Source organism: Planococcus sp. MSAK28401 (genome assembly GCF_018283455.1).
GTDB classification, from domain to species: Bacteria; Bacillota; Bacilli; order Bacillales_A; family Planococcaceae; genus Planococcus; species Planococcus alpniumensis.
Genome location: NZ_JAAMTH010000001.1, coordinates 3,485,334 through 3,512,164 on the forward strand (window position 1 = coordinate 3,485,334; position 26,831 = coordinate 3,512,164).

25 protein-coding genes are annotated in these 26,831 nt (G+C 47.7%); 6 read left to right on the forward strand and 19 right to left on the reverse strand.

The features are described 5' to 3' along the window. Positions 1–62 precede the first annotated feature (62 nt). The 4 genes from pgaC to G3255_RS17700 all read left to right on the forward strand — a co-directional run bounded on the left by pgaC (position 63) and on the right by G3255_RS17700 (position 3,911). The gene (gene pgaC / locus G3255_RS17685) at positions 63–1,322 is read left to right on the forward strand and encodes a poly-beta-1,6-N-acetyl-D-glucosamine synthase (RefSeq protein WP_211655674.1); all 1,260 of its coding nucleotides are present in this window, start codon (positions 63–65) and stop codon (positions 1,320–1,322) included. After that, on the forward strand, positions 1,280–1,780 hold the full coding sequence (locus G3255_RS17690) for a hypothetical protein (RefSeq protein WP_211655675.1): 501 nt from the start codon (positions 1,280–1,282) through the stop codon (positions 1,778–1,780). Before pgaC ends, G3255_RS17690 begins: the two co-directional genes overlap by 43 nt. Beyond that, positions 1,734–2,606 (forward strand): polysaccharide deacetylase family protein, encoded by an 873-nt coding sequence (locus G3255_RS17695; protein ID WP_211655676.1) that lies wholly within the window; start codon positions 1,734–1,736, stop codon positions 2,604–2,606. The genes G3255_RS17690 and G3255_RS17695 overlap by 47 nt, the downstream gene beginning before the upstream one ends. Positions 2,607–2,813: 207 nt before the next feature. Then, on the forward strand, positions 2,814–3,911 hold the full coding sequence (locus G3255_RS17700) for a hypothetical protein (RefSeq protein ID WP_211655677.1): 1,098 nt from the start codon (positions 2,814–2,816) through the stop codon (positions 3,909–3,911). Between the two features lie 80 nt (positions 3,912–3,991). Here the strand turns inward: G3255_RS17700 and G3255_RS17705 are convergent, their stop codons facing one another. Together G3255_RS17705 and G3255_RS17710 are read right to left on the reverse strand one after the other, a co-directional pair. Beyond that, on the reverse strand, positions 3,992–4,897 hold the full coding sequence (locus tag G3255_RS17705) for an AEC family transporter (RefSeq protein ID WP_211655678.1): 906 nt from the start codon (positions 4,895–4,897) through the stop codon (positions 3,992–3,994). Between the two features lie 262 nt (positions 4,898–5,159). Further along, complete coding sequence (locus G3255_RS17710) at positions 5,160–6,467, reverse strand: 2-hydroxycarboxylate transporter family protein (RefSeq protein WP_211655679.1); 1,308 nt, start codon at positions 6,465–6,467, stop codon at positions 5,160–5,162. A gap of 379 nt (positions 6,468–6,846) precedes the next feature. Here G3255_RS17710 and G3255_RS17715 point away from each other — a divergent pair, with 379 nt between their 5' ends. Next, positions 6,847–7,914 (forward strand): alpha/beta hydrolase, encoded by a 1,068-nt coding sequence (locus G3255_RS17715; RefSeq protein WP_211655680.1) that lies wholly within the window; start codon positions 6,847–6,849, stop codon positions 7,912–7,914. A gap of 104 nt (positions 7,915–8,018) precedes the next feature. Here the strand turns inward: G3255_RS17715 and G3255_RS17720 are convergent, their stop codons facing one another. The 8 genes from G3255_RS17720 to G3255_RS17755 all read right to left on the reverse strand — a co-directional run bounded on the left by G3255_RS17720 (position 8,019) and on the right by G3255_RS17755 (position 15,237). Next, positions 8,019–8,735, reverse strand: a complete 717-nt coding sequence (locus G3255_RS17720; protein WP_211655681.1) for a response regulator — start codon at positions 8,733–8,735, stop codon at positions 8,019–8,021. Next, a complete protein-coding gene (gene dcuS, locus G3255_RS17725; protein ID WP_211655682.1) occupies positions 8,728–10,341 on the reverse strand; it encodes a DcuS/MalK family sensor histidine kinase in 1,614 nt (537 codons plus the stop codon). Before dcuS ends, G3255_RS17720 begins: the two co-directional genes overlap by 8 nt. Positions 10,342–10,719: 378 nt before the next feature. Beyond that, positions 10,720–11,337 (reverse strand): NAD(P)-dependent oxidoreductase, encoded by a 618-nt coding sequence (locus G3255_RS17730; RefSeq protein ID WP_211655683.1) that lies wholly within the window; start codon positions 11,335–11,337, stop codon positions 10,720–10,722. Positions 11,338–11,397: 60 nt separating this feature from the next. Continuing rightward, positions 11,398–12,363: a nucleoside hydrolase gene (locus tag G3255_RS17735; protein ID WP_211655684.1), complete on the reverse strand. Its 966-nt coding sequence runs from the start codon at positions 12,361–12,363 to the stop codon at positions 11,398–11,400. A 127-nt stretch (positions 12,364–12,490) separates the two neighbouring features. Next, complete coding sequence (locus tag G3255_RS17740) at positions 12,491–13,090, reverse strand: DUF4230 domain-containing protein (RefSeq protein WP_211655685.1); 600 nt, start codon at positions 13,088–13,090, stop codon at positions 12,491–12,493. A gap of 62 nt (positions 13,091–13,152) precedes the next feature. Next, positions 13,153–13,629 (reverse strand): GNAT family N-acetyltransferase, encoded by a 477-nt coding sequence (locus G3255_RS17745; RefSeq protein WP_211655686.1) that lies wholly within the window; start codon positions 13,627–13,629, stop codon positions 13,153–13,155. A gap of 48 nt (positions 13,630–13,677) precedes the next feature. Further along, positions 13,678–14,469 (reverse strand): GNAT family N-acetyltransferase, encoded by a 792-nt coding sequence (locus G3255_RS17750; RefSeq protein WP_211655687.1) that lies wholly within the window; start codon positions 14,467–14,469, stop codon positions 13,678–13,680. A 180-nt stretch (positions 14,470–14,649) separates the two neighbouring features. Further along, on the reverse strand, positions 14,650–15,237 hold the full coding sequence (locus G3255_RS17755) for a putative immunity protein (RefSeq protein ID WP_211655688.1): 588 nt from the start codon (positions 15,235–15,237) through the stop codon (positions 14,650–14,652). Positions 15,238–15,418: 181 nt separating this feature from the next. Here G3255_RS17755 and G3255_RS17760 point away from each other — a divergent pair, with 181 nt between their 5' ends. Further along, positions 15,419–16,168 (forward strand): SDR family NAD(P)-dependent oxidoreductase, encoded by a 750-nt coding sequence (locus G3255_RS17760; protein ID WP_211655689.1) that lies wholly within the window; start codon positions 15,419–15,421, stop codon positions 16,166–16,168. Positions 16,169–16,414: 246 nt separating this feature from the next. On the opposite strand, the gene G3255_RS17765 is transcribed toward G3255_RS17760, so the two are convergent. From G3255_RS17765 to yycF, 9 genes are all read right to left on the reverse strand, one after another. Continuing rightward, positions 16,415–17,923 (reverse strand): DUF1846 domain-containing protein, encoded by a 1,509-nt coding sequence (locus G3255_RS17765; RefSeq protein WP_211655690.1) that lies wholly within the window; start codon positions 17,921–17,923, stop codon positions 16,415–16,417. A 387-nt stretch (positions 17,924–18,310) separates the two neighbouring features. After that, entirely contained in the window at positions 18,311–18,790 is a 480-nt protein-coding gene (rlmH, locus tag G3255_RS17770) for a 23S rRNA (pseudouridine(1915)-N(3))-methyltransferase RlmH (RefSeq protein WP_068459441.1), read from the reverse strand. Between the two features lie 89 nt (positions 18,791–18,879). Further along, positions 18,880–19,092 carry a CxxH/CxxC protein gene (locus G3255_RS17775; protein ID WP_349291458.1) on the reverse strand — a complete coding sequence of 71 codons (213 nt, stop codon included), beginning with the start codon at positions 19,090–19,092 and terminating at the stop codon, positions 18,880–18,882. Between the two features lie 269 nt (positions 19,093–19,361). Then, positions 19,362–20,564 carry a S1C family serine protease gene (locus tag G3255_RS17780; protein WP_211655692.1) on the reverse strand — a complete coding sequence of 401 codons (1,203 nt, stop codon included), beginning with the start codon at positions 20,562–20,564 and terminating at the stop codon, positions 19,362–19,364. A gap of 680 nt (positions 20,565–21,244) precedes the next feature. Further along, positions 21,245–22,033: an MBL fold metallo-hydrolase gene (locus G3255_RS17785; protein WP_211655693.1), complete on the reverse strand. Its 789-nt coding sequence runs from the start codon at positions 22,031–22,033 to the stop codon at positions 21,245–21,247. A 13-nt stretch (positions 22,034–22,046) separates the two neighbouring features. Beyond that, positions 22,047–22,850: a two-component system regulatory protein YycI gene (locus G3255_RS17790; RefSeq protein WP_211655694.1), complete on the reverse strand. Its 804-nt coding sequence runs from the start codon at positions 22,848–22,850 to the stop codon at positions 22,047–22,049. Beyond that, complete coding sequence (locus tag G3255_RS17795; protein WP_249222165.1) at positions 22,837–24,171, reverse strand: YycH family regulatory protein; 1,335 nt, start codon at positions 24,169–24,171, stop codon at positions 22,837–22,839. Before G3255_RS17795 ends, G3255_RS17790 begins: the two co-directional genes overlap by 14 nt. Further along, positions 24,162–25,988, reverse strand: a complete 1,827-nt coding sequence (gene walK / locus G3255_RS17800) for a cell wall metabolism sensor histidine kinase WalK (protein ID WP_211655696.1) — start codon at positions 25,986–25,988, stop codon at positions 24,162–24,164. The genes G3255_RS17795 and walK overlap by 10 nt, the downstream gene beginning before the upstream one ends. Positions 25,989–25,993: 5 nt before the next feature. Further along, positions 25,994–26,701: a response regulator YycF gene (gene yycF / locus G3255_RS17805; protein ID WP_058382289.1), complete on the reverse strand. Its 708-nt coding sequence runs from the start codon at positions 26,699–26,701 to the stop codon at positions 25,994–25,996. Between the last annotated feature and the right edge of the window lie 130 nt (positions 26,702–26,831).

The following is a 26,831-nucleotide window of genomic DNA, read 5'->3' on the forward strand; positions in this document are numbered from 1 at the left end:
TATACTCACACCTTAATTGTTTTAAAATTCACAAAATAAAAAATTAATAAGGAGGCACCTCAATGGAATTTTCCCAGCTGTTTTCTGGCCCTTATAGTTTCATGACAGGATATGTTTTTGTTTATCCTTTTGCGATGGCCCTTTTCTGGATAGCCGGTTCTATCCTTTTCCTTAGAACCAAGGAGTTGAAAAGCGAGCCTTTAGACATTGAAGCATTTGATTGGCCCATGATCAGCATCCTGGTTCCTTGCTATAACGAAGAAGAAACCATCGAAGAAACCGTCCGCAACCTGGTTGGACTGTCTTATCCGAAAAAAGAAATCATTTTAATCAATGACGGTTCGAAAGATGAGACGAGCGGGATCATCAGAAGATTGGCCGCGCAATACGGGGATGTTCGGGCCATCCAGCTGCAGGAAAACCGCGGCAAGGCGAACGCGTTGCAAGTCGGCTTATTCGCTTCCAGATCGGAATACCTCATTTGTGTCGATTCGGATGCCCTACTTGCTGATACCGCCCCTTATTATTTGATCCATCAGTTCTTCGAACAAGGCGAACGGGTCGGCGCTGTAACCGGCAATCCTACGATCCGCAACCGCAACAACTTGCTTAGCCGGATGCAGCTGGTCGAATACGCTTCGATCATCGGGGCGATCAAGCGGACGCAACGGCTGCTCGGAAAAGTAATGACCGTTTCCGGCGTGGTCGTCGCTTACCGCAAAAAAGCGCTCGTCGATGTCGGCTTATGGGACCGCGACATGATCACCGAAGACATCGCGGTCAGCTGGAAACTCCAAAAGCGTTTCTGGGATATCCGCTACGAACCCCGTGCGCTGTGCTGGATGCTGGTGCCGGAAACGGTATCGGGCATTTGGAAACAGCGGGTCCGCTGGGCGCAAGGCGGGCAGGAAGTCATCCTGCGCCACTGGAAAGTATTGTTCAACTGGAAACAGCGCAGAATCTGGCTCATTTATCTTGAACAATGGTTCAGCATTCTATGGGCTTTCTGCTGGCTGTTCATCACGCTATTGTTATTGTTCACGGCTACTACGCTGCAGGAAATGCTGTTCTGGTTCACCTTCAGTTCCTTCGCCTTGGTGTTCATCAGCCTCATTCAATTATTCATTGCCCTGTCCATTGACTCCCGCTATAACGGGAAATTGAAATACTATTTCTGGGCCGCTTGGTATCCAGCACTTTATTGGATGATCAATACCGCTGTCGTCATCGCAGCCATCCCGAAAACAATCTCATCTCGCCTTAAAGGAGGTTACGCTGTATGGAACAGCCCAGACCGCGGTATGAAGAAGAAAGTTTCCTGATCGTCGTCAAGCGCCCCTGGCTCTACGCCAGCATCGATTTCATCTTTTCGATGCTGTGCTGGCTTTATAGTGTATTAGTCGTCTCATTTATCGTCTCCGCCACTTTCGGCTTTAATAACATTCTGACACGGGTCATGAATTCTTCCTTTAACATGGTCAATCAAGACATCCGCCTATTCATTGCGGCAGCCCTTGGCGTCTTCCTGCTGTTGTATACGTTGCTGTATTTGAATCATGTCTACAATAAGAAGAGGTTCGGCACTTTAAGAAGACGGCGCTACCCTTCCCCGACAAGCAATGCCGAACTTAAGTCGTTGGGGTTGATGAAAATAGAAGCGATCGAGAAACTGCAAAGCGAAGACTATGCCGTTTTTGAAACGAACCCGATTGTTCCTCTTGGAGGTGAGAGCATTGATCAAAAAGATCTTTATTTGGACGACCATTATCGCATTAATTAGCTTGTTTTTCCTATCGCGAAAAGACCTTTTCGTCGAGGCTTTCTCAGAAGACAAGCCCGCCATGTCCTTCCCTGAAAAATTGATCGAAGACGGCTGTCTCGGATTGAATTACCACCGTGTCCAAAACGATGATTTGCTTGTTAAATCGGCACGCAGTGTGCTGCAAACCAACGAGCTGGTGCAATACAGCGTGCTGCAAAGTGAATTTAAAGCACAAATCGATGCTTTGGTGGCAGCAGATGCGAACTTTTTGAACGAAGAACAATTATTGAAAGCGAAAGCGAGTGGCGACTTTCCTGAAAAATGCGTATGGATTTCATTTGATGATATCGATGTCTCGGTTTATGAAAATGCTTTTCCGATCTTAAAAGAAGCAAATGTTCCCTTTACCTTGTTCGTCATTGCAGGGCAAGTCGGCAATAAGGACTTCAGCAACTTGGAAATGTCCACTTGGGACCAGTTGCGGGAGATGAAAAACAGCGGATTGGCTGATTTTGGCTCCCACACTTTTGATATGCATCGCTTCGAAGGCGATACACCCGTCTTTTTGGTCCCCGAGCAAATTGATGCGTTCAAAAAAGATTTGAAAAAAAGCGTCGAAACGATCGAATCCGAACTCGGTGTTAAAGTAAAAAGTTTCGCTTATCCTTACGGCAACACCAACGAACGGGTGGTTCGCGTATTGAAGGAGCAAGGGCTTGAAGCCGGCCACATTCTAGCTCCCCAAACCATCCGAACATCAGATGACAATTATTGGATCAACCGGATCATCGTCAATCAAACCACTTTTGACGACGTCCTGCTTCCTTATTTGGAAAATAACTAAGTTTTGCAACCACTACTACAGCGCTTGTTGCTTCTGGGCGTTTGGTGAGGAAGCTCCTTTCTATACGGAGCTTTCCTTTTTTGTTCAATAAACCAGTTTTATGCTATCTTCATTTGGCCCTAGTGAAACAGTATTTCTCCATCTCGAACTTTCAATTGCCCGTTTCTCCCGCCACGCTGAATAAAGTAATATAAAGGCGGAATGATAATGAAAAAATGGATTTCCCTGATTGCCTTGTTCATGCTGGCCGGCTGTTCCACACAGCCGGTCCAGCCAACCGAAGATACAAGGAAATATACACACGGCGTGTCCATCATCGGAAACTCGGTGCTATGGTCTGAAAAAAGTGAGGAACAGCGCAAGGATGGCTGGACCCATGATATTTATAAAAAAGAAATCGGCGAAAGCCAATTCGACACACTCGTTTCCAGTCCCGAAGCACAAGAACCGGTCAGCGCCAGTTCAACCGATGAAACGACCATCATCACCTACGAGGACGGCTATGATTCAACCAATAATGTTTCCCAGCGTTATAAACTCTATGATGACAATTGGCAGCTTTTGCATGAAGGCACCTTGCGAGACGGCGGGCATTCCGGGCATACGGCTTCGACAAATGCGCATCACGTCCTTTTTTGGTCCCACGGCTGGGTTAACGGCGGCGGTGTCAATGACCTCGGTTCAGGCAAGGAAGTCATCGTCTCAACCGTTTCAAATGAAGGCGAAGTTTTGCATGAAATAAACCTATCCCAACCAGACGACCGCGACAGCTGGCCGATGCTTGCCGCTTCTGAAGATAATGCACTGCTCGTTTGGCAGCAGTTCAATGACGACGCGAGCGAAGCCGCCCTCCGTTTTGCCGTTTATGATCCAGAGGCAAACGAACTGACCGTCACGCCAACCGAATTATTGCCGCAAGTGGACTTTTATATTTACAGTGTTTCTTATGTACCCGAAGCACAACAATACGTCGTCGCTGCCCAGACAGATCAAGGCGGCACTTTATCATTGCTGTCAAAAGAAGGGGAACTCCTCGACCAAATCACGTCCCCCCGCCTGGTCCGGGAAGCCGCCCCGGCTATAGAAGGAAATACATTGGTCTTCCCGCAGCTGCCCGCGAATTATTTCACCGTCCACATTTCGGACGATCAGCTCCAGCTGAATTCTTCTGATTCATTGGATATCAGCTGGGGAACGTCCGGCACCACCGGCGTATTTCTCGATGAGCGCCGTGTGTATTTTGCGACTTTGAACAAAGAAGGCTTGCAGGAAGTGACGGTGGAGTTGGACGAAGCAGTTCAATAACTACACATATAAAAATAAGGAGTCATCCCTAAGCAACTTAGGGATGACTCCTTATTTATTTTTTCCAGGCAGTCACCGTTTTAAAGGATCAACAGCAAGACCGGAATGGTAACGATGCTCGCCAAGGTGCTGACGAACATCGCGCTCGACACCATATCCGGGTTCATATCGAATTTGATAGCCAACAGCGTCGTCGTGGCAGCTGCCGGAGTCGCCGCAGAAATGAGCAGCACTTTTGCTTCCAGTGACCCGCCCGGATACAGCCAGGCCAACAGCACGAACGCGATCGCCGGGAACGCAGCCAATTTCAGCACGGCCGCCGTACCGATAAACTTCAACACGGTTTTGATCTGAATCGATGCCAAGGTGATTCCGAGCAGCGTCAACAGCACCGGCACCGCCGCCTGCCCAAGCAAGCCCGTCGCATTCCCAATCGCCTCAGGAACCGCGATGCCCGCTATTTTTAGAACCAGCCCGATGGTGATGGCAATAAACCCGGGCATGCGGATGATGGTAATAAAAATCGCCTTCTTGGACACATCCGCATGGTTCGAAGCATAAAAGATGCCAGCCGAATTCATCAGCAAAGATTGCATGACGACGTAAATAATGGCGATGGCCATCCCTTCGTCCCCAAAGGCGAACAACACGATCGGCAAGCCGTAATTCCCGGTATTCGGAAACGCGCTCGCGAGCATCATCGTGTTGCGGTACGATAAATTCCATCTAAATACGATGCCGAGAAGCTGAATCAGCACCGCAAACAAGACGAATAACAAGACGGCAAACAACACAATCCGCCCCAAATCCCCCAAATCCAATGAAGATGTCGTGACGGAATGGAAAAACAACGCCGGGCTGAACACGTAAATGCACAAATCCGACACCGGCTTCTTTTCTATATCCATGAATCGGCCGACAAAAAAACCGATGCCGAGCAAAATAAAGACCGGCAAAATGACATTGATGATTTCCGTAACAACCACGACATTCACTCTCCATCAGAAAGAGGGAAAGGATTTCTCCCCTCCCTCAGATTATAAAAAGCCAATAGATTTCTAGTTGGCAAAACGTATACATTTACAATAAATTTAAACTTCTAAAGTAGCTTGGAGAAGCATCCACTCGACTGCTGTGGATCAGCGAGACGACCGAGACCCCGCAAGGCGCGCAGCAACTGAGGAGGCTTGGGCGCGAGCCCACGGAAAGCGAGTGGTAAGCATCGGAAAGCTAGGTTTTTTTAATTTATTAAATGAAAAACGGTATAAATATACTGGCCAATAATAAGATCAACGCGCCGCCGAGACGGGACGAAATTTGCGCAAATGGCATCAATTCCATGCGTCTTGCCGCAGACAGCACTGCGACATCGCCCGTTCCGCCCATATTCGCCATACATAGCCCTGCTGTGATGGCCGCTTCGATCGGGTAGAAGCCCATGAACTTCCCGACCACACCGGCACCGATGACGGCACCGATGACGACTGCCAAGACGATGAGCACGTATTGGATGCTCAAGGCATTGAGCACGGCTTCAAGGTCCGTATACGCGACCCCAATGCCGACCAACAACGCATTGGTCCAGTTGCGCGCCACAAACTCATACCACTGGCTCGCGCCTTCTACGATAATTTCCGGCATGACGTTGGCAACTTTGAGCGCTGCCACCAAAACGATCATGATCGCGTATGGATGAAGCGGGATAAAATCACCCAATAAGTTTCCTAAAATATAGAACGATACAGCAGCCAAGACGCCGATGCCCATTTTGGCCAAATCGTAGCTCGGCGTTTCTTTTTTCTCGTAATGGAAATTGCGGATCAGCTGGCCATTCCCCGTCAAACTCGGGTATTTATCGCCAATCAAGTTCAATACACTCGCCAAAATGATGGCGAAGACATTGCCGAGTGCCAAAGCCGGCACTAAAATCGATAGGTAATACCCGGGCTCATTGCCAAGCATTTCCGAATAGACTTGGGACATCGGCACAGCGCCTGCCCCCATGCCGCCGCCCATGATCGGCATGGCGATGACGAGCACCGCTTCCTGGACACTGAAGCCCAATACCATTCCGACTAAGGCAGCCAGTCCAACCGCTCCTGCCACCGCAGCGAGCAATGGCAAGGCGTAGCGAACGCCCGCTTTTACCAAGATCTTCGATTCCATCCCTAAAATACTGCCGGTAATCAAAGCCGCAATATAGAAGTTGAGGAAATCGCCGTCTTTCATGAATTCCGTAATTCCTGCTGTCGTACTTTCAGGCATAAGCCCACTATAGACCATATAGGCGGATCCGAAAATAGCGACAATCGCGCCGCCTCCAAGGAATGTGCGGACGATCGGCATATGATTGCCGAACCAGCCCAATAATTCACCGAGCACCATGGTAATGAGCAATGCGCCGATCATGCCGGCCGGCAAGTTTTCGGTATACATCGCGTAAATCGCAATAACTGCGAAAACCCCGAACCATAGAATCGGCATATTGAAAATCGTGAATTTGTCTTTCAAATTTCTCGCCGGCAACTGCGGCGGGATCTTGTTTGTTTCCTTCATCGCTGGACACCTCGTTTTCTTGAGCTTGCGCTGTTTTGGTAAGCGCTTTCAATGTATTTCATATTTTAGACAAATTTCAGACAACTTCTAGCTTATGAAAGTATTGGTTTTATTGTAATTAAAAAAAGTAGCCGAAAAGCTTTGGCCGCCAGTACATTTATCACAATAAAAACCTTAAAAGCCTCTGGATGCTTGATTATATGTTTCTTTTTCAACAAACAAGTGAATACAAATAGTAAATACTGTTTTTTCTGTCATTTGATTTTCCGAGCAGAGTCCCAGCAACGCTCGGTTAAAAGAGAATGGGTATTTCATATATTTTACAGTCGGGAGCCCATAGGCATATACCCCGCTGTGTTGCTAAGGAGGATGGTACAGGATGAGCCATACGCAAGAAGAGCTAACCGCAAGATTACAGGAAAATACAACACATTCAAAAAAAGAGAAATTAGTCATCATTAATAAGGAAATTCCTTTTGAAGAAGAGAGCCGCGGTTTAGACCCCCGAGTAAAAGAATTCCTTACTAATGAAGCCGATCCACATGGCAGGCGCCCACTCGAAATCGACGACCTGGAGATTACCCGAAAAAGAGTCGAACTCAATAATAAAGATTTAAGCAGTGGAATTCGTTCGGAAGCGTTAGAAATACCGATGGAGGATCATGAAGTTTCCTTAAACATCTATAACCGGACAACAGAAAAAAAGCCAGTCCTCGTTTACCTTCATGGAGGAGGTTTTTTCGAACGGGATATGGACGTGATGGAAAACATCTGCAAGTTCCTAGCGCAAGAAGCCCATGCTGTAGTAGTGGGGGTGGAATACCGCTTGGCACCGGAGTACCCTTATCAGGACGGCTTGAACGACTGTCTCGGAACCGTGCGATATATTTATGAAAATCCCGAAAAGTTTAATGTTGATGTTGATCAGATAGGCCTTGTGGGAGATAGCGTCGGGGGGAATCTTGCTCTGGGAGTGCATCAATTAAGTTTAGAGGAGAAATGGAACATATGTTATATAGGCATGCTCTGCCCGCTGGTGGATTTATCGGACATCTCAAGAAACACGTGGAATATAAACCATTATGATATGTCGAAGGATGCCGAGTTGATTCGCCAGGAACTGGTGACCATGAAAGATTCTCTAAGTTTCATTCAGGCGCTCTATCTCACTAATTTAGAAGATATGTTTCTGCCGCTTGTTTCCCCTCTACTGCGTGCAGATAAGACCAACTTGCCGCCTACGACGATTGTGACAGCTGAGTTCGATTTTTTGCGAATTCAAGGTGAAGAGTTTTCCGCCCAATTGCTGGAAGCAGAAGTTCCCGTCCGGCATTTTAAATATAAAGGAATGGATCATGCATTTGTCAGAAAGCTCGGCTACTACCCTCAATCGGCCGACGCAATCAAAGAAGTTTCCCGCCATTTTTTAGAAGTGCTGCAAAAATAAATGCTTTTCAAATTTATGACATTAAAGAACCCGGTAAGCTTTTACGATAAGCTTACCGGGTTCTTTGTGATTATACATGAAAATAAAGCACAGCCTCGATGCTTTTATAGATATGGATCAAGGCGGCTGGCCCCCTGGGGATTTACCCGGTATTGATAGATGGGCCGCCCTACCCCGTAGGTCAAGTCTTCCTGCAAATAGCCGATAGCGCTGAGGAATTTTAGGTATTTCCGAACCGACACCCTGGAAATGTGGGCCGACTGCGCCAGTTCATCTGTCGAAAACACCGCAGCTTCGTTCGACAGGATCACTTGCTGGATGGTTTGCAAGGTCGTTTTGGTCAGCCCTTTCGGCAAATGCTGGACAGTCGCTGATGGAGACGGGGACTGCTGTTTTCTGCCGAGCAGGCTGTCGATTTCCTGCTGGCTGATTTGTTTATTATCGTGCAATTTATGGAAATTATTTTGGTATTGCAGGAGCGCTTCCTGGAAACGGCTGAACTCGAAGGGCTTGATCAAATAATCGGAAGTACCAAGCCTTAAGGCGTGCTGAATTTGCTGGATTTCAGAGGCCGCCGTGATCAAGATGACATCGAGGTCCTGCTGTTGTTCACGGAGCATATGCAAAAATTCGATGCCGGTCAATCCCGGCATGTGGATGTCGAGCAACACCAAATCGATATCCGACTCCGCCAGTATCGCGATGGCCTGCTGGGCATTTCCAGCGGTGCCGATCACCTCAAAACCGTCCATGCGCTCGACGAATTGCCGGTTCAACGCAGCCACCATTGGGTCATCTTCTACTATCATTACTTTAATCATCCTTTTCACCCCTTGCTTCATACGGCAGCACCAACTCGAAGGTCGTGCCTTCATTGTCCCCGGAGGCCACTTCAATCGAGCCTTCGAGTTTGTCTACGCTGTTTTTCACCAAATACAATCCGAAGCCGCGATGGTAGCCTTCCTTGCTGGAGACGCCTTTCGCGAACATCGTTTCCTGCAATTCTTCGTCGATGCCGGTTCCTGAATCGCTGATCGTGATCGTCAGCAATTCATCGACATAGGAAAATGCGGCGTGCACCCGCTTTTGGTGAGTCGCTTGGACGTTATCGATCGCGTTGTCGACCACATTGCCGATGATCGTAATCAACTCGTGCGTGACCGCGGGGTCGTCCGGTTTTGGAATATCGGTCTCGCAGTTGATCATCAGTTCCACCTGCGCTTCTCTCGCGAAACTGATTTTCCCAAGGACAAAGCCTGCCAGCACAGGATCCTTAATGGAGCGCGTCACATTGCCGACTTCCACGGCCTGGTGGTCGACCAATTTCGCGATAAACTGCGACACTTGCTCGTATTGCTCCATTTTAATCAAGCCGAGCAAGACATGCAGTTGATTCATGAATTCGTGCGATTGCGCCCGCAAAGTTTCCGCATACATCTCGACGCCGGTCAATTGTTCGGCAAGCAAATCGATTTCCGTCTTGTCCCGGAATGTCACCATCGCGCCGATCACTTGGTCATTCACCAATAAAGGCACTTGGTTCGACAGGATCGACAGGCCATTAAGCTCCTGCTCCTCATCCAAAACGGTGCCTTTTTCAACCAACACATTACTCGTCACAAGACCCGGCAGAAATTCATGGATGTCCTGGCCGATCGGCTCACGGTCTTTGAATCCTGCTTTTTCGAACAGCTCTCTCGCGGACCGGTTGGCGAGCATGATACGTGAATTTTGGTCGATCGCGATGACGCCTTCGTAAACGGAATGAAGCATCTGATTGCGTTCTTCGTGGATGCGCGCGATTTCGGGAGGCTCCAGCCCGAACAGGCTCTTTTTAATATAACGCGCCAAAAACAATGCGCCGATAATGCCGAACAATAAACCAGTCAGCGAACCGATCCAGATGGTCTGCCGGTTTTGCCCGACCGCCGCTTCTACTTCCTCCAAGGAAATGCCGACCGCGACTGCGCCGATTTGATTATTGTTTTCATCAAACACCGGCGTGAACGCACGGACCGATTGCCCGAGCGTCCCTTCCGCACGCGAGGTGTATTCCTCGCCCTCTAGCACGCGGAGTTCATCGCCACCGGCAAACGCCTTGCCGATATTGTCGGGATTCGGATGCGATTTGCGGATGCCGTCCATATCCATGACGACGACAAACAACACATCGGCGGCTTGTTGCACGGCCAGCGCATAATCCTGTATATTCGCTTCCGCCGCTTCCCTCTCCAAGCCTTCGTGAATGACTTGCGACTCTGCGGCGGTGCGGGAAATGCTGACGGCTTTATCTTCCAGCTGCTGCTCAATCCGGTCGCCTGATGTATCGGCCACCAGCAGATTGGTAATCACCAGCGACACCAACACCACCAATAGCACAAACAGGATAATGATCGTACTTAATTTAAATCGCGACAAAAACGCCATGGTACACCTCATTCTTTACTGCGGAAAAATTCGCGTGAACAGATGTTTCTACTATAAGCCAAATCCGCCCTAAAGAAAATCGTGGGAATGAACGAAAAAAGCAGCCGCAATAGTTGCAGCTGCTTCGCTTGTCGAGAAACTCTAGTTAATCGTATTTTCCGAAGCTTATCGCTCGCTTTCCGTGGGCTCGCGCCCAAGCCTCCTCAGTCGCTTTGCGCCTTGCGGGGTCTCGGGTCGTCTCGCTGATCCACAGGAGTCGAGCAAACGCTTCTCCAAATACTCAGATAGGCCATTGATTACTTAATGTCGCAAAGCTAATCTCTTTTTTACTTATAGCAGATTAAAACCTATTCCACACTCTGAAAGCCACCTCATGATTCACGTCGCAATCCCGATCGACTTGTTTTCATACTCTGCATTTCCCAGTGCCTTGACGATGAAATGCGCCACATCCGCCCGTGGAATGGTCTTTGATTTACCCGGCACGCCTTGTTCTGACTCCCGGTAATGCCCCGTAAACGAATCATTGGTCAAGCCCATCGGCCGGACGATTGTATAGGTCAGCCCAGCCGCTTGAATGGCATCTACGGCGGCACGGTGATCGATCAGCACCTGCTTGAGCACACCCATCATCACTTTGCCGCCTATGCCCGGAAGTTCATCGTTAATTCCTGCCGATGCCGTGTAAACGATGCGCTTGACGCCATGCTGTTGCATGCCCGCCACGATATTTTTCGCCATCGTTTGTAGATCCGCTGACTTTTTCATCCCTTGATTGGAACCCAAACACGATACGACCGCGTCATGGCCGGCGATTGCTGCGGCGACTTGTTCCACGTGGAACGCATCTCCCTGCAATACCGTTAACTTTTCACCGGTCACTTTCAATTTGTCCGGAGTCCGCACAAACGCCGTCACTTCATAACCGTGCTCCAATGCTTGCTCGACGACCGATCGGCCAACACCGCCTGTCGCCCCGAATACGATGATTTTCATGTCGCTTCACCTTGCTTTCTTATGAGTTGTTAAGCTATCGAATCCAAAATATAAAACGAATCAACGTGATTCCACACGGTCCGAAATCACCTTGACGGCTTTCACGAATTCTGCAACGAACGCTTCCCGGTCCACGCTATGCAACACATGGACATTCGGCTTTTCGCCTGTCCGATTCGTGAAATCGACCACCGTGGCACCTGCTGTAATGCCTTCGAGTGAAGCTTCCACATAGCAATCCTGTCCTTCAAACAATTCCGGTTTTAATAAACACATGACTGCGCAGACATCGTGGAAATGCAGAACCTGGTCGTAATTTTCCTCGTGAAAAGGCGTTTTCTTGATAACATCCAAATAATGCGTGACGAGGCCGTATGCCTTCTTAGCAAATTCGGTACCGATAGCCAAAATACCTTTCGCTTCCTCCAGCGTCACGAATGCTTTATGCGTCACATCCAAACCGCTCATGACGACCGGAACGCCTGAGCGGAAGACGATTTCGACTGCGTGCGGGTCGACATAGGCATTGAATTCAGCGGACGGTGACATATTGCCGCCCACTGCCGCTCCGCCCATCCACGAAATGCGCTCGATTTTCGGCTTCACTTCCGGATGTGCCAATAATAACGCCGCCACATTCGTCAAAGGGCCGGTAGCGACTAGGGTCATTTTCTCCTCGCTCGAAAGCAAAGTTTCCCGCATCGCAGAAACGGCCGGCCGTTCGCTCACCGGCAAAGTCGGCGACGGAAACTCGACATTGCCGAACCCGCTCTCCCCGTGAATCTCTTCTGCCATCTCAAGTTCACGGAACATCGGCTGCTCCAACCCGCGCGCCACTTCTACCTCCGCCCCGATATAACTGAGGAAGGTGCGTGCATTATAATTCGTCTTGTCCTGCGAAATATTCCCCGAACACGTCGTCACCAAGCGCACATCAAAGAATTCCTCATGCGCAAACGCCAAAGTCAGCATCATCGCATCGTCAATTCCCGGGTCTGTATCAACCATGATCGGCAATCTGGCCATCCGTCAAAACCACCTTTTCTACTCTAATAATGTTCAGTTTACGCTAGTCGAGGGGCAGAGTGAACTATTAGCCACGGACCCCAAAAGCCACCACAGTCAGAGACTGTGATGGCTTTGTTGATATGTATTAATAAAATTCGATAATTACTTCGTTATATGCAGGAGTTTCAAGAAGTGCAGTTAAAATCTCTTCTGTGTTTTTGTCTGCTTCTTCCAAGAATCCTTGTTCGACTTTCTCTTTTTCAAGCTTTTCTTTTTCAAGGTTTATATCCTCTACAATTTTCTGAGAAGGATAATCCGAGAATAACTCATCTTTGATATCTCTTATTTCCATATTTTCAGTGTCCGCCACATTCTCAAGTATCTCTGCTTTTGGAACTCTGACTACCAATTGCTTTGTGCTCTCGTCGTATGAAGTTTCGATTTCCGAGGCTTTGGACCCCGCTTTTATATACCCATCGTATTCAATTAATCTGATCGCTTCTGCAAATTTAATATCCGACACCCCAGGCAAGGAAATGTTCTTATCGGTCTCACTGACTATGACATTGCTATATTCATATTCAAGTGATGCCAATTCCGCAATCTTTACTATTTGGTCCTTCACCAAGGAGGCGTCGGAACTGCTATTGGTAGTGACGCCAAATAAACTTGTTTGTGAAAATGCATACCCAGCAGCTACCCCTATAATTAATACAAAGAATAAAATTCCAACCAATTTTTTCATCGTTTAGTTCCCCCACATATTTAATTTATTGCTCTCTCTATGGTAGACCATAAAATGATTTATTACACATACTGAAAAACAATTTCGCCTTCTTCCATTCCAGCTGGTGTAAACTCCAGCTTTTTAAGCAACTGGATGGAAGCCAAGTTTTCAGGAGATGTTCCGGCTTTGATTTTCAGGCCGGGATATGACTGTTGGATCCAGTGAATCATGGCTTTAATCGTTTCATAAGCATAGCCTTGTCTTTTAAAAATGGGGTTAATAGTATAGCCAATCCAACAAGTTTCGCCTTCTTTTTTAATAAAAACATCCCCCATTAGGGACTCATCGGCTTTACGGATAATTGCTAATTGAGCACCCTTTTCCACAGATGGCTCTCTTAATAAAATTTCTTTATATTCTTCTCGGGCCAAACCTTTAAAATATTGAAACTCCATCCATTCCGGATTATTGCGGTACGTAATAAAAGCGTCCAAATCACTTTCAATAAAAGGCCTGATGTAGCACCTTTTCGACTCAAATATAGCTTGTTTCTGCATCTATTGCGTCCCTCCTCATGGGCATCCAGGCATTTAGAGCCGCAGCACTCAAGAGCGAGCCTGTACCTCTTTGATGCTCTTGCCGTCCAAGAACGCATGGCACGTCTGCAATGTCAGGATGGTCTTGAATCCATAGCGGGCATAGACTTTTTCGACCCGTTCGTTAATCGGATGCACCCACAGCTTTTTGAGCTGCATGGTTTGGGCTTCCTTCTGTATATATTCTAACAACGCGCCGATTAACCCTTTTCCTCTGTATGCTTCAATGGTCGCGACACTTTCAACTCTTCCCTGATTTCCGTGAGCAAACAAGCAGGCAGAAGAACACGGGACGCCGTCGTATTTCAAGACGTAGTGGCGATAGCGCGAATCGTTGAATTCCGTCTCAAATGCTTTTTCACGCACCGTTTTCCCGCCGAACTCTTCAATTTGGCATTCCACGGATAAAGCCTCATCGTAATTCAGGGCGGTCACTTTCTCGATGACAATGTGTTCATTCACTGGAATCGGCGCAAGTTGCTGATTCCACAACTGAATCGGCTGTGAAAACTGTTCGATCTGAAAGCCACTTTCTTTCAGTGTCTCTATAAAGGAGGTCAAAGACTCTATATTGCCCAAATAAAACCTGGGCGTGATTCCTGAGGCACGGTAAAATGAAACGACTTCGCTGATTACATGGCCAGGCTCATCAGGAGGCCTGTTCACGTAGGCATGGTTGGCATCGTAATAATCGGGTTGATCCGGGTTGCTGAACAACACACCCCAAGGCTGGTCCTGCTTTTTGGAAAAAGACTGCAACAACTCAAAGTCCAGCTCCTCAATCTGCTCTAGTAAATTCATGGATTTTCCGCCTCATCCCATTTTTTTGTGTGACTCACCGTACTGATATTCCTATTAATCTCATCGTTGATTGAGTTAAGGACAGCTTAAACAAGTTCTAAGCTGTTGAGCCTTCACGGGATAGGCTTGCCGTTATTTCCCACAAGAACTAAATGTGAGTATTAAAACTGATGAAATTGTTCATTTTGGCCTTTGTTTTTCACTCAACAGCCGCTCTTTATTCGGTTTTGTGTCATCCAATAGGAAGTCCACCCACTCAAGTTTCAATTTATCCGTGTTGTCTTGCCAGTACAACAGGCGTTTCTGATAAAAATTAATTTTGTCATGAACTGGTGCTTCAAAATGATCGATACCATGTTTTAAAACTAGAGCCGTTAATTCATACATGGGCAAGCCTAACGCATGCGTTTCAACATGAACAGTTGCTCCAGCATGTCCAATGGCGTGGCATAAGGCTCCATATTGCGGGTCATCAATTTCTTTTGCTACGGCATGAGAATTTAAAATAGCGCGTTTGGCTTTATCCATTTTCATTTTGCCCCTCGCCCAATCTTCGCATAGGGTTAGACAGATTCTTGGTCTTTTCTCTTTCGGGTATTTTTCTTCAAATTCCATTAGAGGTGTTTTCGCGCAACCTAAAGCCCACATCACTAATGTTCGATGAGTCTGCTGTTGAATTAGCTGAATCAGTTCTTGTAAACATTCGCTGTCTCGAGAAAATAATATTTGGTTCTTTCGTTGAAATTTGACTTTGACATCAGAAAACATCTTATCAGCCCCTCACTAGATCATGGGTTACACACTCATCAAGGAGTGGTATCAATTCTTCCATAGAAGAAAATTCCCGACCCGCTTAATGGAAAGCAGCTAGATTTCCTTTGGCTAAACGAGTGCTATATACTGATTATACAGACTTTTTGACTTTACTATGACGTTTGGAGGAGATCAGATGATGTTCGAAAACAAAGTAGTGGTTGTGAATGGTGGGACGGATGGAATTGGCAAGGAAGTGGTTCGTTTCTTTTGCAGAGAAGGAGCTAGCGTTCATTTTACGGGAAGAGACAGCGACAAAGGTGCTCAAGTAGAGAGTGAATGTGACGGGAAAGCCCATTTTCACCAAGTCCATAACGAAAACCCAGACGAAATCGAAAGCTTTTTTAAAGCACTTGAAACTGATGGGCATCCTATCGATATTCTCTTCAACAATGCTGGTGTTCTCTCTATCGGAATAGGCCCATTGTCTCGCGTAAAGCTAGATGACTGGAATCAATTAATTGCCGTCAATCAAACGGCGATTTTCCTCTACATGAAATATGCTTTAGCCGTGATGGGCAAGCAAAAACATGGAGTCGTGATCAATAATGCAGCGATCCTTGGAAACGATAAAGTCAATCCGATGCTGCCAGCTTATAGCGGCACCAAAGCAGCCGTTGTCGCGATGACCCAAAGCACCGCACTGCGCTTTGCCAATCAAGGAATCCGCGTCAACTGCATCTCTCCTGGCCCGACAGAAACCGACCTGGCCATCAAAGCCTATGGCGGAAAAGAAAATTACGACAAGCAATCACAGGGACACCCGAGAGGAAGCTACGGGAAGCCAAGTGAAATCGCAGAAGTTGTTCTGTTCTTAGCTTCAGACAAAGCCTCCTATATAAACGGTGCGGAAATCGTTGTAGATGGTGGTTACTCATTAAAATAAATAGACTTAGGAAACAAGATAGGATTAGTTTAATCATTTAACATAGAGAAGATTATTTTCCTGTCGGGTGAAGTAAAGTTGTTTTTTTACAGTCTTTCACAAGGAGCGCTTGATTGATTCAATAAAGCAAAAAGGTTCATTCTTCTCATTAAGAGAAGAATGAACCTTTTCAGTAAACGCTATAAATGAAAATACTCCCGCCTCAGGCTTCTATGGAAGGGGAAAAAGGCAGGTGTTTTCTAAAATCTAATTGTAATATAGGTTCTCAGTTGGATATACCGGATCGTTGGTGATGTCGATTCCAAGCTTCTTAAAGGTCTGTTCGTTTTCTCTATTCAATATAACCGTGGAATGAGCTTGGGTGTCTTTTAAATGTGGCAATTGCTTATAAGCCAGCTCAGAAGTAGGATTGGTGACCGCACTGATTGCCAGTGCAATGAGCACTTCATTGGCGCTTAATGTCGGGACGCGGCTATTCAAGTCATCGGTTTTCAACCGTTGAATCGTTTGTAAAATCATCGGCGACAACAAATCAATTTCATCGGAAATATTGGTCAATTTCTTCAACCCATTCAAAATCGCGGCTGCCGAAGCATCCATCAAAGTGGTCGTTCGACCGGTGATCATCTCGCCATTCGGCAATTCTATCGCAATGACGGCTTGTAAATTCGTGCTGTCAATTTGCGCTTGGACTTCTTTCGCATAATTACGGGCCGGCAATACAGGTGCCCGATCCTCTTTCTTTAAACCGGTCTCTTCTAGAATCACTTGCATGTGGCGCACACTGTCTTCATCGGCAAGCCCTTTTTTATAATCGTTCTCTACGACGAAACTGCGCCGAATGATTTCCTGCTTAGCAGCTTCCTGGACAACGCTATCATCCGTGATGCCCGATTTCAGGCGATTGACCCCCATATCAGTCGGTGAGCTGTAAACAGACTCTTTGCCGGTGATCCTTTCAATAATCCGTTTGATGACAGGAAATGTCTCAATATCACGATTGTAATTGACCGCTACTTTCTCATACGCTTCATAATGATAATTATCAATCATGTTTACGTCTTTTAAATCGACGGTAGCCGCTTCATAAGCGATGTTTACTGGGTGCTTTAACGGCAAGTTCCAAACTGGAAAAGTCTCAAACTTGGCATAGCCGGCTTCATTTCCCAGTTTATTCTCATGGTACATTTGGTTAAGGCAGGTGGCGAGCTTTCCGCTGCCCGGGCCAGGGGCCGTTACTACCACGATCGGCTTTGTCGTTTTAATATAAGGATTTGTCGCAAATCCTTCTTCCCCAAGGACCGCCTCCACGTTTGCCGGATAACCTTCGATTTCGCGGTGAATACAGACGCTAATTCCGCTTCTCTCAAGCTTTGTCATAAATACTTTGACTGTTGGCTGTTTCTGGTAACGGGTGATCAAGACACTGTTGACAGAAATGCCGTATGCCCGGTATTCGTCAATTAAGCGCAGGACATCTTGGTCATAAGTGATGCCGTAATCTTCACGGACTTTGTTTCGTTCGATGTCTCCAGCGTAGACACAGATGATGATTTCCGCCTTTTCTTTCAGTGTATGCAATAGTTTGATTTTGGCATCTTCATCAAATCCAGGCAACACACGCTTGGCATGTTTGTCGCCTATCAATTTCCCGCCAAATTCCAAGTAAAGTTTATCGTACTGCTGCACCCGTTCTAGGATGTAGGCTGATTGTTCTTTCAAATACTTCTCCGAATCAAATCCAATTTTTTTCATTAATTTCAGTCCCACCTTTTATACTTCAAACTCTCTTAACCCGAGGGATAAAAACGCCTTAAGAGATACTGCTAAATAAAAATCTACTCTTTATCATTATAAACTTTTGAAAAAAAGTAAATCGGTCCAATTGCTTCATTGATTAGGGTATCCCCATAAGCAAAGTAAGCTTTCCATCGATGTATCCGACTAAAATAACAGAATTTAGCCCAATATTCAGCATATCCAAATGATCAAAACCTATTCCTTTTGCTAGTCTCAATAACTGAAGTAAATTAATTTATCAGTGTAAAGAAAGCATTGGAATTGGTTTTAACAACTGGATTCTCCTTGGTATTTGGACAAATCATGTATTAGTTAGAGTTTATTTACTAGCATAAACCTCATTTACTTATGGTACGGTTCACCCTTCATAATCCGGAACCCACGATAAACCTGCTCCAGCAAAATCAACTTCATCAATTGATGAGGAAACGTCATCTTCGAGAACGACAATTTCTCATCCGCACGCTTCAGGACTTCATCATGCAACCCAAGAGAGCCCCCGATGACGAAGACGACTTTGCTGCGGCCATAGGTCATGAGCGATTCCATGTCTTTGGCGAGCTGCTCAGAGGTCTTCATCTTGCCGTCGATCGCTAGGGCGATGACGTAGGCGTCTTGTGGAATTTTGGCTAGTATACGCTCGCCTTCTTTCTTTTTGACGATTTCCATATCCGCCTCGCTCAATTGCTCCGGCGCTTTTTCATCCGCGACTTCTACCTCTGTAATTTTTGCATAAGCCCCTAAGCGTTTTGCATATTCTGCAATACCCGCTTTCAAGTATTTCTCTTTCAGTTTTCCGACCGTCACAATGGAAATGTTCACAACTTATCCCCCTTTACACGAAATTTACAAACAAGTTGCCCACAGAGTTTATGCACATATCCACAGGCGATTCTACATATTGTAGAATTTTATTTACTCGCCACAAGATACAATGCCTGTTGTTCACAGTAGTTGCACTTTGTGGATAACTTTTCGCTATCTGATAATTCTGTCAGTATAGGATAGCTTTCCGTTTTGGCGACAAATTCGTCAAGCCCTTGTCCCACATGCGTTTGGCAGCAATATAACTCCATTTTTACGCCTCCTTTCGATTTCCGAATATTCAACACAGTTATACACATTTCGTTCCCTTTTATCCACAATCCATTTTAACAGATATAAAACACTACGGATAGCGAAGCTTTTAGCACCTGTGGATTGTTAACAATCGATTTTTAATAAAAAAGTTATCCACATGCTATTTTTCCGAACAATAGCCCCTTTTCAACTAAAAATTCGAGCTCCGAAGTGTATAATATTCAGCTGATTTTTGTTTCTTCCTCTCATTTCCGGAAATGAAAAAAAACAGTTCCAATCGGTGCATAAAACACCAATTGGAACTGTTGGGATATTACTGTGTGGAATTGTCGGTGAGTTCAAGCTCGAATTCGAGCAATTCGCCGTTTCGGTATGCTTTTACTTGCAGCATATCCCCAATTTGTTTTTCATTATAAAGATGCTGGCGCAACTCGATAATATCGCCAATTTCTTCACCATCCAGCTCAACGATGACATCGTATTGGCGCATGCCCGCTTCATCCGCTGCAGAAGACGGGACAACCGAGCTGACCACGACGCCCGCCGTGATGTCTTCCGTCAAATTCAATGTATCTTCACGATATGTGCTCGGCACTTGCGCCAAATCAATCAGCGTGATGCCCATTGCCGGGCGCACCATTTCACCCGTTGCTTCGAGTTGATTGATGACCGGCAGCGCCGAATTGATCGGAATCGAGAACCCAATGCCCTCGACTTGCGAAGTGGCGATTTTCATCGAATTGATGCCAATCAATTGCCCCGCCAAATTGACGAGCGCGCCCCCGCTGTTGCCGGGGTTGATCGCCGCATCTGTCTGCAAGACTTCCGCTTGCCAGTCTTCGGTACCGTCGCCGTCTAAATCGACCGGAACTGCCCGGTCAGTACCTGATACGACGCCGCTTGTCACGGAACCGGAAAATTCAAGGCCAAGCGGGTTGCCGATCGCAATGACCGCTTCCCCGCGCTTCAAGGCATCCGAATCGCCCAGTTCCACAACGCCTTGCACTTTTTCGTTGCTCATTTCAAGGACAGCAAGATCGGTCCAGATATCACTGCCGACTACTTGCGCTTCGACTTTCGTCCCATCAGCCAATGTCACTTCGATGCCGCTCGCACCGTCAACAACGTGATGGTTCGTCACGACATACGCGGTATCGCCTTCACTTTTATAAATGACACCAGAACCCGTACCGACTGCCTGTTCCTGGCTTTGTGAGAAGAAATCCCCGCCTGTCTGGAGATTCGATACGCCAACCACCGCATCCGACGCCTCATCGACGGCTTTCGTTACGTCGGTCGTGATATCAAGCGACGCGCCTTGCTGTTCACGGCTTTGCTGCTGGATCTGGGTGCCAGAATTCGTCGATTCGGTGCCTGGCAATAAGCCCGGTGCTTGCGAAAACAACAGCCACATCAATAGCGCCCCGACCATCACGCCAAAAACCCCCGCAAAGAAACTGCCCGCACGGCTCGGCTTCGGCTGCCTGCCATTCGGCGTTTGATTGTAATAACCCATAGCCTCCATCCTCTCTTATGCCTCTCTTTTTATCATAAGATGTACCCGCCAAAATGCAAGCAATCCTCCCTGTACGAGCCCATCAGGAAGTCATCACTCAACTTACTTTGTACACTTTCAAACTGGATGATTGGTCGCAGCGCAGTAAGATGATGCTTCCCACAACTATTACTACGACCTCTATATTCATCCCACACTAGCTGATGGGAATGGAGGCGGCGAATAAATGGGCGAAGTCACGCTGAGCCCATTTATTTGCGACACATCTGATTGAGAAATGCGGGAGCAACGTAGTTACCCGATGCGCTTCAGCAACTTTTCCCCAATCACTGTGCTTTTTCGGCATAAAGACCTTTTAAGCAAGCTTATAGAACCAGTCTATAGTATTTTTCCCCTCACACTAGCTGATGGGAATGGAGGAGGCGACTCCTGCGGGAATAGCATGAGCCGAAGACCCTGGACGGAGCGAAGCGAAGGAAGCGGCTGAGGCCATGCCCGCGGAAAGCGTCCGCCGCAATGAGCATCAGCGGCTAAATGCGAGACCGCGCCAGCTGCATGACCCACATCCTGTGGGCCCGAAAGCGTCCACTTTCACGGACATCAGCGGCTCTAAAAAACAAAAAAACCGCCCCACAAGCCATATATAAGGCTTCTGGGGCAGTCTCTCCTCTTACATCTATTCACACCACAACCAAAGGCGTCGCTTCAGTCGGCGAGGTATCGAACAAATCGACATAATCGCCGACGAAGATGCCTTTCGTCTGCAATGTCTGCTCGACGCTCATGCGCGCGAGGTCTTTCATGTTATTGTCTTTGCTCAAATGCGACAAGTAGATGCGCGTCGGTTTCTCCGCGAGCACTTCCGACATCGCGACCGCCGCGTCTTCATTCGACACGTGCCCCACATCGCTCAGGATGCGTCGTTTGACCGACCATGGGTAACGCCCCATCTGCAGCATGCCGATGTCGTGGTTGCTCTCAAACACATACGCATCGGATGCGCCGATGATGCCTTTCATGCGGTCGCTGACATAGCCCGTATCGGTGATCAGTGCAAGTTTGCGGCCATGTTCATGGAATACATAAAACATCGGGTCCGCCGCATCATGTGACACGCCGAACGATTCAATGTCCAGCCCGCCGAACGATTTCGTCGTCTCCATATCGAAATGGAAACGCTGCTCGACCGGAATCTCGCCGACCAGCCCGTCCATCGCGGACCAGGTTTTGGCGTTGGCGTAAATCGGCACTTTATGCCGGCGGGCGGCGATGCCGAGCCCTTTAATATGATCGCTATGCTCATGGGTGACAAGAATGCCGTCGAGCTTGCCCATATCGCGGCCGATGGAGGCGAACAACGACTCCAATTTCTTGCCACTGAGCCCCGCGTCCACTAAAAACGCATGCTCGTCGTTTTCTATATAAATGGCATTGCCAGTCGAACCACTGGCCAATACACTGAAGCGCATAGTTAAAATCTCCTTACTCTGCTGTTTCCTCGTCCTTCTTGTTCAATTCAATGACACCGTCCTTGATGGCATTGACGAAATGATCCGTTTCCTCACCTTCGGAATCCTTCACGCGGATGCGCCAGGTCGGGACGAACATCTGCCGGTTTTCCGACACTTGCACATGCGTCGAATAGCCAAGTTCGGCTTCGGTGATGCGGCTATTGGTCTCAAGCAGACTCTTTTGATAGAGCGTATGAATCGCTTCTAGCGGTTTGATCAATCTCTTTTGCTCTTCATTTTCGATAATATTGTTGAATAAAGTTTGCTCGAAGCCAATCACGGCATCGTTTTCGTTCCAGAACACGGTTAGTTGGCCGCCTGTGCTATGGAATAGCGGGACGTCTGTGATCTGCTGGAAAAATACCGCGTGGTTCTGGTCTTCATCGATTTTCCATAAGGTGTATTCCGAGCTTTCCGGAACTTCTTCTTCAATGAATGCCTGCAGTGCGTCTTCTTTATCGCCTTCTAGATCGACTGGCTCATCGTAAGTGATTTGCAGCAGCCGTTCATCTAAAACATTGACGATCCCGTCTATTTCTACATCAGTTTCAGCAAACGATTTTGATTCGCCGCGTACATATGGCTTATCTTCTGATATCTCCGGCAATGCCGAATAGGTGATATTGTCTCCGTGGAGCTTCTCCTCGATGCTCGATTCCGGAAGTGGTTGGATCTGTTCGGCTTCCGTATAACGGTCGATATACAGTGAATACAAGAAAACATTGAGAATCGAAAAAACAATGATGAAAATGGTTTTTGTTTTACTCCAATCCAAGCTTCACGCCTCCTACTGATTCGTCAGATAGCCGTGTCCAGTTGCCATTTGCTTTATAATACCAAGCCGGTTGGAACGTGATCAATTGACCGTCTTCACTGCGAGTCAGCTCATAGCCAATCGTCACCGCTTCAATCGTCGATAGATCCGTATCAAGGCGCGACAAAGCTTTCAGAACGGCTTCGCCTGACGTCATTTCGACGGTGCGGGTTTCTGCGACTGAATCGCGGAAATAAGTCGGCCGGCTATAGCGGAATGCCTGCTCGATGCCGTCACTGATGCCCCATTCGACGTCTAGGCTCACGGCCATCGTATTGCTAAAGACCGGCAAGCCGTCGAAAAACAATTGATAACTGATCTGCTGATTGACCGATTTCATGCCGAAATACACGTATTGGTCGGTCCAGCCGCCGTGTTCATTAACGAAATTAATCGAGTTGAACACTAGGTCGGACGGGATCGCCGGGTCGGAGGTTTCGGCTTTCGGCTGTACATAATTGATGCTTTTCTGGCCGTCCAATTCGCGCATGATGGCCCCCGACTCATCGGTGAATTCCTCGCTCTGCAGGTCTCCTGCAAACTGTGAGGTCGGGCTGTCCATGATGGCATCTGCAAATGTAGAGGCCGGGGTCTCGCCCAGCAAATAATTAAAAGCTGTCTTCTCGATCGGACCTTCCGGCACATAGACCGGCAGTGTGCCGATGTCAGGATCCGTGACGTAACGGTCGTACTCTTCGGATGACTGCACGTAGTCGCCGCGGAACTCGATCAGCTCAGCGTCCGATACTTGTGCTTCGTAAACCCGGCCGGAGCCAGTGTTGATAAAATAAATGACAGGGTCGGGATTTTCCTCTGTCCCCCATTCGACTACGACCCGGTTAAAGGTCGATTCCGGCAAATTAGTGTCGGAAATATCCATGATGATGTCAAACACAGGAAACGGCACAGCCCCTGGATAATACAACACGGTGCGTCCCGGTTCTTGTAAATACTGCTTGAGTACCTCTGTCCCCGCTTCTTCTTCAAATAGCTGGACGTCGGAAATCTCCCATTGCTGGATCGTGTCCAACATCGTTTCAATTTCGGTTTGTGAGAAAGTGCCGGTCACTTCGTCTTCGTGATGATACAGCACTTTTACGGGCCTCACGACTTCCTCTGCACTGCGCTTGTCACCGATTGATACATCATCCACTTGCGTGGGCGTTTCAAGCTCCTCAAGCTTTGGGGTGAATGTCCAAATGGTGAAAGTCAGTGCCAGGCTAAGAAAAATCAAAATAAACAAGGCAACGGATTTTACATGCTCCAAGTATTTCAATCCCATTCACCTCCATCATCAATTTCATATGGCAAGGTGAAATGAATCGAAGTCCCTTTGCCGTAACGGCTTTGCGCCCAAATTCTGCCGCCGTGGGCATTGATCATTTCCTTCGAAATGGCAAGGCCTAGACCCGTACCGCCCATTGCACGTGAACGTGCGCGGTCGACACGGTAGAAGCGGTCAAAAATGCGCTCGACGTTTTCTTTCGGGATGCCCATTCCTTCGTCGCTGATCGAAACGAGCAACTCGCCTTCTTTCTCGCGGACAGAAAAGCGAACTTTTCCGCCTTCCGGAGAATACTTCAAAGCATTGGAAATGATATTATCGATGACTTGCGTCAATTTATCGGTATCGATTTCCACGAAGTACTGCGATTTCGGCACTTTGCGCTCGAACGATACATTCTGGGATTTCGACATTTCAAAGCGGTCGATGATGCGGTTAAAGAACACGCCGAATTCCACCATTTCGCGGCTTAAATCCGCTTCGCTCGAATCCATCTTCGACAATTTCAGCAAATCGTTGACGAGGCGGATCATCCGCTCGGTTTCGGTCTGCGTGACGTTGAGGAAATTCGGTGCGAGATCCGGATCCTGCCAAGCACCGTCAGCGAGCGCCTCCAAATAACTGCGCATCGTTGTAAGCGGTGTCCGCAGTTCATGCGATACGTTCGCCACAAACTCGCGGCGCTCCATGTCAATCTTCTCCTGCTCCGTATTATCGTGTAGGACGGCGATCAAGCCGTTGACAAACCCGGTCTCTTTTTGAATGACCGAGAAAGTCGTGCGCAATAGCGTCGCTTGATCTTGTGAACTGATGTCCAGCGTAATCGCATCGCGCATATCGATTAAATCTTCGAATGTATAGGATTCATCAAGTCCAAGCACCGTCGTGACCGGACGGTTGATAACTGTTTCACGTGAAACATTCAGTAAGTGCAAGGCCGGTTCGTTAATTAAGATGATGCGCCCTCTGCGGTCGGTCGAAAGTACGCCGTCCGTCATATTGGCAAGCACCGAAGCGAGTTTGCGCCGCTCACTTTCCGTTGACTGCTGGGATTCCTGCAGCCGATTCGTCAAATGGTTGAATGCACGGGCAAGCTGGCCGATTTCATCTTCACTGTAAACGCGGACTTTGCGCGAGAAATTGCCTTTTGCCATCGCCTGCGCTTGCCTGCGCATATCGGCAATCGGCCGTGAAATTGTCTGGGCGACCAATACGCCAAGCACGGCCGTGATGACCAAAGCAATGGCGGTACCGCCTGCCAAAATGGAGTTGATGGTGTCCATTTGGTCATAGACATTCTCGACTTCCGCTTTCACATACAGTGTACCGAGCATTTCGCCCCCCACCGCCGTGATTGGCAAGGTTCGGACCCACACCCGCTCTTCTAGGCTTCTGTCTATATACGTTTGCGTGAGCAACGTCTCCCCGATGATGGAGCGGCGGATCTGGTCATCTGTCGAACGCTGGCCGACGAGCGACTGGTTCTCGCCCAAGGAAGTTGCCAAAATCCGGTAACGATTATCGACTACGCGGATTTCAATGATATCCTGCGAATTAAAATTAGAAAGGACCGACCGAAGGCTCTGCTCGACTGTCAGGTCCTCGTCTGTCCGGTTGCGGATCATCTCTTCGCGGACGCTGAACTCAATGATTTCCATCCGGTCTTCAATCGAATCCTCGAAATTTCCGCGCAGCGTTTGTTCGAGCTGTTCGGAAAAATAAAGGCCGATGATCTGCATCGCCAGCAAGATCAGCAAAATATAAATCAATACAAATTTCACATGAATCGACTTAAAAAAACTGGTTTTCAGCATTCAGCCTACTCCTGTTCAGGGTTCCGCAGGTAGTAGCCGACGCCGCGACGCGTCACGATCCACGCTGGGTGACTCGGATTGTCTTCGATTTTTTCACGCAAGCGGCGAATCGTGACGTCCACTGTCCGCACATCGCCGAAATAATCATAACCCCATACCGTCTGCAGCAAATGCTCGCGCGTCATGACTTGCCCGATATGCTTCGCCAAATAATGCAAAAGCTCGAACTCGCGATGCGTCAATTCGATCGTCTCTTCGCGCTTCAACACCAAATACGCATCCGGCTGGATCGTCAACGACCCGACCTGAATATCGTTCGATCCTACACCTTCCTCTTCTGCCGGCACAACATTCTGGCGCCGCAGATTCGCTTTGACACGCGCAATCAATTCACGCGTCGAGAATGGCTTCGTCACATAATCATCCGCTCCGAGCTCAAGCCCCAGCACTTTGTCGATCTCTGAGTCTTTCGCCGTCAGCATGATAATCGGAAAATCGAATTTCTTGCGCACTTCGCGGCATACTTCCATGCCGTCGCGGTTCGGCAGCATGATGTCGAGCAGCATCAAGTCCGGCTGAATTTCTTCTGCCACTTTGATCGCCTCGTCGCCGTCATAAGCCACTACCACATTAAAGCCTTCTTTTTTCAAATTAAATTGCAGGATATCTGCAATTGGCTTTTCATCATCCACAACCAATATTGTTTTATTCATCTATCTTCTCCCCCTCTGCTTCCCAATTGTTCCACATGTACACAGCCGTTTTGACATTCTTTGCTATCCTTTACTTTATCATTATTTCAAGCATTTCGCACCTTTGATAGTCACAGCGGGGCTCAGCAGC

Excerpts from the sequence above, each read along its gene's own strand:
- dcuS (WP_211655682.1), bottom strand. The coding sequence starts at position 10,341 with ATGGCGTTTTTGTCGCGATTTAAATTAAGTACGATCATTATCCTGTTT.
- G3255_RS17710 (WP_211655679.1), bottom strand. The coding sequence starts at position 6,467 with ATGAAGGAAACAAACAAGATCCCGCCGCAGTTGCCGGCGAGAAATTTG.
- G3255_RS17740 (WP_211655685.1), bottom strand. The coding sequence starts at position 13,090 with ATGAAAAAATTGGTTGGAATTTTATTCTTTGTATTAATTATAGGGGTA.
- G3255_RS17785 (WP_211655693.1), bottom strand. The coding sequence starts at position 22,033 with ATGCGCTTCAGTGTATTGGCCAGTGGTTCGACTGGCAATGCCATTTAT.
- walK (WP_211655696.1), bottom strand. The coding sequence starts at position 25,988 with ATGCTGAAAACCAGTTTTTTTAAGTCGATTCATGTGAAATTTGTATTG.
- G3255_RS17765 (WP_211655690.1), bottom strand. The coding sequence starts at position 17,923 with ATGAAAAAAATTGGATTTGATTCGGAGAAGTATTTGAAAGAACAATCA.
- G3255_RS17775 (WP_349291458.1), bottom strand. The coding sequence starts at position 19,092 with ATGTGTATAACTGTGTTGAATATTCGGAAATCGAAAGGAGGCGTAAAA.
- yycF (WP_058382289.1), bottom strand. The coding sequence starts at position 26,701 with ATGAATAAAACAATATTGGTTGTGGATGATGAAAAGCCAATTGCAGAT.
- G3255_RS17730 (WP_211655683.1), bottom strand. The coding sequence starts at position 11,337 with ATGAAAATCATCGTATTCGGGGCGACAGGCGGTGTTGGCCGATCGGTC.
- G3255_RS17715 (WP_211655680.1), top strand. The coding sequence starts at position 6,847 with ATGAGCCATACGCAAGAAGAGCTAACCGCAAGATTACAGGAAAATACA.
- G3255_RS17795 (WP_249222165.1), bottom strand. The coding sequence starts at position 24,171 with ATGGGATTGAAATACTTGGAGCATGTAAAATCCGTTGCCTTGTTTATT.
- G3255_RS17750 (WP_211655687.1), bottom strand. The coding sequence starts at position 14,469 with ATGAATTTACTAGAGCAGATTGAGGAGCTGGACTTTGAGTTGTTGCAG.
- G3255_RS17760 (WP_211655689.1), top strand. The coding sequence starts at position 15,419 with ATGATGTTCGAAAACAAAGTAGTGGTTGTGAATGGTGGGACGGATGGA.
- G3255_RS17700 (WP_211655677.1), top strand. The coding sequence starts at position 2,814 with ATGAAAAAATGGATTTCCCTGATTGCCTTGTTCATGCTGGCCGGCTGT.
- G3255_RS17755 (WP_211655688.1), bottom strand. The coding sequence starts at position 15,237 with ATGTTTTCTGATGTCAAAGTCAAATTTCAACGAAAGAACCAAATATTA.
- G3255_RS17720 (WP_211655681.1), bottom strand. The coding sequence starts at position 8,735 with ATGATTAAAGTAATGATAGTAGAAGATGACCCAATGGTGGCTGCGTTG.
- G3255_RS17745 (WP_211655686.1), bottom strand. The coding sequence starts at position 13,629 with ATGCAGAAACAAGCTATATTTGAGTCGAAAAGGTGCTACATCAGGCCT.
- G3255_RS17690 (WP_211655675.1), top strand. The coding sequence starts at position 1,280 with ATGGAACAGCCCAGACCGCGGTATGAAGAAGAAAGTTTCCTGATCGTC.
- G3255_RS17780 (WP_211655692.1), bottom strand. The coding sequence starts at position 20,564 with ATGGGTTATTACAATCAAACGCCGAATGGCAGGCAGCCGAAGCCGAGC.
- pgaC (WP_211655674.1), top strand. The coding sequence starts at position 63 with ATGGAATTTTCCCAGCTGTTTTCTGGCCCTTATAGTTTCATGACAGGA.
- G3255_RS17735 (WP_211655684.1), bottom strand. The coding sequence starts at position 12,363 with ATGGCCAGATTGCCGATCATGGTTGATACAGACCCGGGAATTGACGAT.